The sequence below is a fragment of the Paenibacillus sabuli genome, assembly GCF_014705605.1.
GTDB lineage: Bacteria > Bacillota > Bacilli > Paenibacillales > Paenibacillaceae > Paenibacillus_D > Paenibacillus_D sabuli.
In genome coordinates, this window is sequence record NZ_JACXIZ010000086.1 from 1 (window position 1) to 7,220 (window position 7,220).

A 7,220-nucleotide genomic window follows, 5' to 3' on the forward strand; every position below is an offset into this window, starting at 1 on the left:
CGCCCCGCAGGCAGCGGCTCGGCCAGCCGGCCGCGCCGCCGCAGACCGGCCGGCCGCCGGACTGCGCGCCCGCAATCGCGCAAGCGGCGCTAGACGACGCTTGGCAGCGCTGGGCGACGCTAGGCGGCGCTGGAAGCGGCATCCGGGCAGCGCCTCTTATGCGAGTGGATCAGGGCCGCGCTTCCCTTGCAGATCCCAGCCCCGGGCGGCAGCCGCACAGGGCTGGCCGCGATCCAGCGTCAGGCGACGTTTTGCAGTCAGACCGCCGCTCCCTGCAGGCGACCGCTCTGCGAGCGCAGCGGAGCAGGCCGCCGATTCCCGCGCCCGGCCGTTCTTCAGGCCGGGCGCGCAAATAACGCCGGACTTCTCATCCCGAGAAGCCGGCGTGATTTGGCATGCGATCGCATGCCATTCAGGACGGGACTATCGATCACATGCCCGGCTGAATACCGTATGGCAGGGCTGTCCCATGCTCTTGTCTTAGAGCCAGATCGATTCGATCAGCATGAAGATGAGGGCCGCCATCACCATCGTCACCGGGATCGTGACGACCCAGGCGATGACGATGCGCCCGGCGAGCGACCACCTCACGCTGCTGAAGCGCTTGGCGCTGCCGACGCCGAGGATCGACGAGGTGATGACATGCGTCGTGCTGACCGGAAAATGCGTCAGCGTCGCCGTCAGGATGACCGCCGCCGAAGCGGCGTCGGCCGCGAAGCCGTTGATCGGCTCGATCTTGAAAATCTTCGTGCCCATCGTCTTGATGATCTTCCAGCCGCCGACCGACGTCCCGAGCGCCATCGCCGTCGCCGCCGAGATCTTGACCCATAGCGGCACGTCGAGCGTGTCCTGCACCTCGGCCGCCACGAGCGCGAAGGTGATGATGCCCATCGCCTTCTGCGCGTCGTTGGTGCCATGGGAGAACGCCTGGAACGACGCCGTGAAGATCTGCGTGATCCGGAAGCCTCTATTCACCTGGTGCGGGCTCCGATTGGCGAAGATCACCTTGAGCAGCGACATCAACCCGTAGCCGAGCGTGAAGGCAATCAGCGGCGAGAAGATCAGGCCCTGCACGATGCTGGTGAAGCCGCCGCCATTGATGCCCGCGAGGCCCGCCGCGCCGATGACCGCGCCGGCCAGCGAGCCGATCAGGGCATGCGAAGAAGACGACGGGATGCCGAACCACCACGTCACCAGGTTCCATACGATAGCGCCAATCAAGGCCGCGATGACAATCTGCACGCCGTGGTCGAGCTCGGCCGGATCGGCGATCCCGCCCCCGATCATCTTGGCCACGCCGGTGAAGGTCAGCGCCCCGACGAAGTTCATCGACGAGGCGAGCACGATCGCCATGCGCGGCGACAGCGCGCGCGTGGAGACCGACGTCGCGATCGCATTGGCCGTATCGTGGAAGCCGTTGATGAAGTCAAAGGCCAAGGCGAGAAAAACGACGACACACATAATAATAAACGCTGCATCCCACATATCCGCTTACGCTCCCCGCTTAGCTGTTGCGCATGACGATCGATTCGAGCCGATCGGCCACGTCTTCGCAGTAGTCCGACGTCTGCTCGAGGCGCTCGTAGATTTCCTTGCGCTTGATGAGCTCGATCGGGTCCTTTTCCCGCGCGAACAGCGTCTTGACGCCGACGCGGAGCAGGTCGTCCGCCTGATTCTCCAGCTCGTTGATGGCGATGGCCGGTTCGCGAATCGCGAGCAGCTTTTTCTCGCCGAGCATGTAGATCGCCTTCTTGATCTGATGTGCGGAGCGCACGAGGATATCCGCGAACAGCGTAATGTATTCGTCCGGGTCCTGGATGTGGTACATCTCAAAGCGCGAGGCGCAGGCCTCGATGCCGTCGAGCACATCGTCGAGCGACGTCGTCAGCGCCATGATGTCCTCGCGTTCAATCGGCGTGATGAACGTCTTGTTCAGCTCGGTCAGGATCGTGTGCACGTAGCGGTCGCACCGCGACTCCATTTCCTTCATGTCCTTGGCGAACACCGTGACGTCCTTCAGCTCGGATACGTGCTTGGCGAAATATTCGCACGCTTCGACAATCGTGTCCGACATCTCCTCGAGCGTACCGAAAAAAATGTTCTTCTTCTTCTTCACCCTCTAAAATCTCCTTTGCCGCGCGCATGGACCAGGCATGCGTGAGAATGTGCTTGCTGTAGATGAACCATTGGACGAGTCAATCTTAACATACTTTACAACACAATTGTTAACGCAATGTAAAGGGACGTGAAAAATATCCGGCAATTTTCAACTTTTTTCGCGCCAGGGTTGCAAGGGCCCTGTCGATTGCCTACTCGCACCCCAAACGCACACGCAAAAACACGGGCGCGCAGGTCCCGTGCTTTTAGCGTGCGCTGCTTGGCGGTTTTTTAGTCGCAGCTATGTCCTATTCATAGGCAAAGTGCGAGTCGAACGATCCGCTGAGCGGCACAATATGATAGAACGTCTGTCCCGGCACGAGCGGCAGCTCCTCGCCGGATTCGTCCACGATGCGGATCGGTCCGCCGTCCTCCGGTCTCGTCCACTTCGCTTCGACCGCCTTGCCCTGGCGCAGCAGCACCGCCGGTCCGCCCGAGCTCAGGTCGATGGCCAGCCGGCCGACATCGTCGAGCGTGCGGTGATCCGCGCCGAGCACGACGAGATTGCTCGCGCTCAGCTGCGCCTCGGTCGTCAGGTCGGTGTGCGGCTCGCCGTTGACCTCGCGCAGGTACAGGCCTTCGTCCGCATCGTACGTATACGACACCTGGTAATTGTCCAGCAAGAACTTGATCTCCAGCGTCGTCGCAGGCTCGCCCTGCACCGTCTCGTCCGCCGTGAGGAAGGGCAGCGCCGGTATATCGACATCCGTATCGTACCCGCGCGCGTCCGCGCCGTCGCGCAGCTTCTGCAGATTCGAATACAGGTTGTGCGGCGCCTTGCGGAAGCTCTCCCGCCAGAAATACGCGCCGGCATTGGAAATCTCGTCGAGATGCGGCTTGCGCTCGCGCTGCAGAATGGCATAGCCGTCATTGCTTGCGCCGGCATGGGCCAGCACGCTGTGATACATCTCGCCCAGCTCGATCAGATAGGGGCGGATGCTGCGAATCGGTCCGATCGGGTCCTCGAAGGCATCGCTCTGAAAGATCGCCACCAGCCGCGTGATGCCGCCCTCCGCCAGCACCTCCCAGACGACGTCGGCATGCGGCAGCCCGGATTGAGGACGCGCGGTGCTGTAATTATTGACCATGACGGCCATCGGGCGCACCGTCGCTTCCGTCTCGCGGCCGATGCCGGTGAGCGGCGCCGTGTACGCCGGACCGGGGTCGGGCTCGGGCTCAGGCTCGGGCTTGGGCGGCTCCTCCGGCACGATCGGCTCGATGACTTCCTCGGCCGGGGGCTCCTCCGCGGGAGCGCTCCCGCCGGCACAGCCCGCGACGCCCAGCAGCAGCACGATTCCGATGGCCAGCAGCCACAGCAGCCTGCGGCCAGCATTTCGTTCCTTCAACAGCTTCAACCTTCCTTTATTCGGGAATAGCTCTATTAAACCATACTGCAAGCGCTTTTGTCTGCGCCAGGCCGCAAATTGTCCCGCCTCACTTGCGGTACAGCGGGTAATCCACGGCGACAGGCACCGCGATCGCGAACATCCGCAGCGCCGCGTCCGCACCCGCATCCAGGCGAAGCCGCCCGTCGCTTGCGCCGGCCTCCAGCACCACGAAGTCGCGCGGTCCGAATGCGGCCAGCTCCGCCGTCGCGCCCGCTCCCTCGTCATCCGTCCAGACGCCGCCGCCGCGCACGGCCAGCGCCGCCAGCGCGTAGCCTGCCGGCAACGCCACCAGATGAGAGGCGCCCGGCTCCAGCTGCAGGTCCCAGGCCTGGACGTCGGTGACGAGCTCGACCGGCGCGTCCTGCCCGATCACGGTCTTGACCGTCACGCCCGCTCCCTCATAGACCGGGAAGTCCTCGTGCTCGTGCTGCCGATACGTCGGCTCGCGCTTCGTCGCCTGGCTCAGATGCGGCTCGAACCAGATCTGGAACATTTCCGCATCCGGGCCGATGATCCGCTCCTGATGCGAAACGCCCGAGCCGGTCTGCATCACCTGCGCCCCGCCGGCGCCGACGATGCTCGACGTGCCGAGCGTATCGCCGTGCTCGGCACGTCCCGCCAGCACATAGCTCATGATCTCGAAGCCGCGATGCGGATGGAGCCCGATCGCCCCTTCCTGCGGCACCTCGCCCCACGCCCAGTAGAACAGCGGACCGACCCGCTCCACCGCCGACTGCTCATGCGGGAATCCGATCGGCTTTTGCTCCACGATCGCGCCCCCGTCGAATGCGCCCGTTCCCTGTACGTCCCTCGGATAGATCGTCGCTTTCATTTCGTCTCCTCCTGTTCGTTGTCCTGTTCGTTGTCGTTGGCCCCGGTGCGCGCTTGCTCGTGCGCGCCGACCCGGCTGGCGGCGAGCCCGGCGCGCTTCATGAGCGCCAGCAAGGTCCGCTTCTCCTCCGGACGGAGCGCCGACAGGCTACGCGAGATCACCTTCGCGTGCTCGGGGAATACCGTCTCCAGCAGCTCCCGGCCCGCCACCGTCAGCTCGACGAGCGAGGTGCGGCGATCGTCCGGATGCGGACGACGTCCGACCAGCCCCTTGCCCGCCAGCTTGTCGACGACATAGGTGATGCTGCCGCTCGGGATGTCCAGCCGCTCGCTGATCTTCTGCACCGGATGCGCCCCCTTGCTGTACAGCAGCTCCAGCAGCATGAAGTGCTCCTTGTTGATGCCGTGGCAGGCGATGTCGCGTTCGACGTTGGCATACAGCGCCCGCGTCGCCCGCAGCCACACCCGGAAGAGCCGCAGATCGAGCGCTTGCGCCTCTGCATCCGATTCCGCATCCGCGGCGGCGGCTGACGCCTCATGCACTGACGCCTCGTTCACTAACGCTTCATGCGCCTCGTCTGTCCTGTCCGGCTCGGCAGATTCGCCGCCACGGGCTCTGCCGCCCTCAACTCCGGCCGCAGCGGCGGGCTCGACGCTGCTGTCCCGTTCCTCGCCCGCGCCTGCACCGTTGCCTGTTCCCTCGTCTTTTCCCTTGTCTTTTCTCGCGCCTATACCTTTGCTCGTCCTCTCGCCTTTCCCCTTGACAGTACTTTCGCTCGTGGCCTCGCTCGTCCCCTCCTCAGCTCCTTCTCCGGCTGGCGAGCTGTCCGCATTTGCGACGGCAGCGGCCTCCCGGTCCTTTCGCTTCTGCTTCTTTTTCCGCTTCTTCTCACTTTGCTTGGCCATCGGCATCCCGCCTTTCAAGGCTTGTCGTTTGATTTATCCTATCTTTAGGATATATATTATCCTACTACTAGGATAATTGTCAAGGTTGCTTGCTCGGTCGGCCTCGCAGGCGGATTCCGCCCTCGATGCGACCGGGCTCACTTCGTCCCACTGGCAAGCGTCTTTTTGCAGCTAACGGTTGCGACAGCGGCTAATTGGCCTTAAAAAGCATCGTTTGAATTTTAACGGTTACCTCAGCGCCTATTTCATTGAAATCATTCAAAAAGAAGCAAATTTCGCCAAATAAGCTCGCTCACAACAGAACCCTTGCAAAGAAGTTCACACGCCGGTTCAGAGGGGAAATTTACAAAAGGAAGAGATTCCTTTACCGTAGTGTTAGGAAGACAAGACGGAAAGGAACCTCTATGGCAAGCATAACGAAGCGAAACGTGTTGAGTCAAGTGCTGGGCGTGATGGACCCAACCGCGCAGGATGTGGTGTCAGACCGGTATGGAAAGAAGTTATTCCTGGGAAAAACCGCGATATTATTTCTGGAAGCGATCTTAGCCAAGCGTAAAAATGTCGCGGAAATTGCTGAGCATCTCCGGAGCAATTCCTGGTTACAGCGATGGATCGAGTTGGAGTCGATTGATCAGTCTTCCTTGAATCGGAGACTGAATCGGTTACCGACGGAAACCTTGCGCGATGCGTATGAGAACCTGGTGGAACAACTAGCCAAGGATTTTCGTTTTCCGGATGCGGTGAGAAGCTTGGGGCGCGTCATCGCCGTGGATTCAACCTCCATTACCATTGGTCGCTCTCGAGGGGCGTGGGCGTACCAGCAGACGAACAAGAATGCCGTGAAGATGCATACCTGTCTGCGCCTTGGGGAAAACAAAAGCGATCTTCCAACGGCTACCGTCCTCTCAACCGCCACCGTGCCCGATCTGGATCAGGAAGTGCTGGAGCATCTGGTCGGGGAAAAAGGGACGACCCATCTGCTGGACCGAGGGTACATCCGCTACGAGCAATTCTTGACGTGGAATCAGCAGGGCATCTTCTTCGTGGCTCGCCTCAAGGCGGGCAACCAATTAAAAGTGCTCCAGCAGCATCCCGTAGCGGCTGGCCACGGCATTGAACGGGATGAAGAAGTAGAAGTGAAGCATCCGAAGACGGGAGAAACGGAACGCTTTCGTTTAGTGACGTACACGTTCAAGGATGAAAAAGGAAAGTCGCACCGGGTACGGGCGTTAACCAATCGTTGGGACCTAGCCGCGTCCGAAGTCGCTCAGGCCTATCGCTATCGCTGGCGAATTGAAGTCTTCTTCAAACAAATGAAGCAACGCTTGCATCTGGACCACATCTATAGCGCCAAACCTAGAGCCGTGTGGAATCAAATCTACTTGAATCTGATTGCCTACGTCCTATGCGAGTATGCGCGCAAACACACGGCCCCTCATCAATCGTTTGGTCGCATGATGGCTACGTTCAATCTCTATCGCATGAAACCGTGGGATGATTTTGTACAGGCCCTCCATCCCGAAGGCTTGCGCACGAGTAAAGGACGACGTAAAAAAGGGGGACGCCCTCGGATTCATCCCAAACGGCATCCCAAACGTCGGTTGCTCTTTTATTAACCGTCATTCCAATGTCTAGCAATTGAATAGACGATTTTTAAAAAAAGTCGTGTCCTCCTAGCTTATTCGAGGTGTGCCTTTTTTCCAAGCCTCATCTCAAAGAAGCGTTTTTTGCTTACTTTACCAGGCAAGACCTTAGCATGCCTTGGGATCCTCTCGTCGTGAGGGCTCACGTCCCCCTCAAATGATACTTTTTGGACCTCCATGTAAGATTGTTTGCAAGGTTTCTGCGCTCACAACCGTCCCTCGTATTTAAGAGGGTTGCTCACGAATGCTCACGCATTCGCAGGATTTCGAGATTTTGCACAAGTCGCACCTTGGC

At 60.5% G+C, this 7,220-nt stretch carries 6 protein-coding genes; 1 reads left to right on the forward strand and 5 read right to left on the reverse strand.

The annotated features are described in order from the left end of the window. Positions 1-480: 480 nt before the first annotated feature. The 5 genes from IDH44_RS26060 to IDH44_RS26080 all read right to left on the reverse strand — a co-directional run bounded on the left by IDH44_RS26060 (position 481) and on the right by IDH44_RS26080 (position 5,282). On the reverse strand, positions 481-1,485 hold the full coding sequence (locus tag IDH44_RS26060; protein ID WP_190921745.1) for an inorganic phosphate transporter: 1,005 nt from the start codon (positions 1,483-1,485) through the stop codon (positions 481-483). A gap of 19 nt (positions 1,486-1,504) precedes the next feature. Continuing rightward, on the reverse strand, positions 1,505-2,116 hold the full coding sequence (locus IDH44_RS26065; RefSeq protein ID WP_190921746.1) for a DUF47 domain-containing protein: 612 nt from the start codon (positions 2,114-2,116) through the stop codon (positions 1,505-1,507). Between the two features lie 289 nt (positions 2,117-2,405). Then, a complete protein-coding gene (locus tag IDH44_RS26070; protein ID WP_317890263.1) occupies positions 2,406-3,503 on the reverse strand; it encodes a DUF3048 domain-containing protein in 1,098 nt (365 codons plus the stop codon). Positions 3,504-3,591: 88 nt separating this feature from the next. Continuing rightward, positions 3,592-4,377 (reverse strand): pirin family protein, encoded by a 786-nt coding sequence (locus IDH44_RS26075; protein ID WP_190921748.1) that lies wholly within the window; start codon positions 4,375-4,377, stop codon positions 3,592-3,594. After that, positions 4,374-5,282, reverse strand: a complete 909-nt coding sequence (locus IDH44_RS26080; RefSeq protein WP_190921749.1) for a MarR family winged helix-turn-helix transcriptional regulator — start codon at positions 5,280-5,282, stop codon at positions 4,374-4,376. The genes IDH44_RS26075 and IDH44_RS26080 overlap by 4 nt, the downstream gene beginning before the upstream one ends. Before the next feature lie 440 nt (positions 5,283-5,722). On the opposite strand from IDH44_RS26080, the gene IDH44_RS26085 reads away from it, so the two are divergent. After that, a complete protein-coding gene (locus IDH44_RS26085) occupies positions 5,723-6,898 on the forward strand; it encodes an IS4 family transposase (RefSeq protein WP_317890264.1) in 1,176 nt (391 codons plus the stop codon). Positions 6,899-7,220 lie beyond the last annotated feature (322 nt).

Excerpts from the sequence above, each read along its gene's own strand:
- IDH44_RS26080 (WP_190921749.1), bottom strand. The coding sequence starts at position 5,282 with ATGGCCAAGCAAAGTGAGAAGAAGCGGAAAAAGAAGCAGAAGCGAAAG.
- IDH44_RS26060 (WP_190921745.1), bottom strand. The coding sequence starts at position 1,485 with ATGTGGGATGCAGCGTTTATTATTATGTGTGTCGTCGTTTTTCTCGCC.
- IDH44_RS26075 (WP_190921748.1), bottom strand. The coding sequence starts at position 4,377 with ATGAAAGCGACGATCTATCCGAGGGACGTACAGGGAACGGGCGCATTC.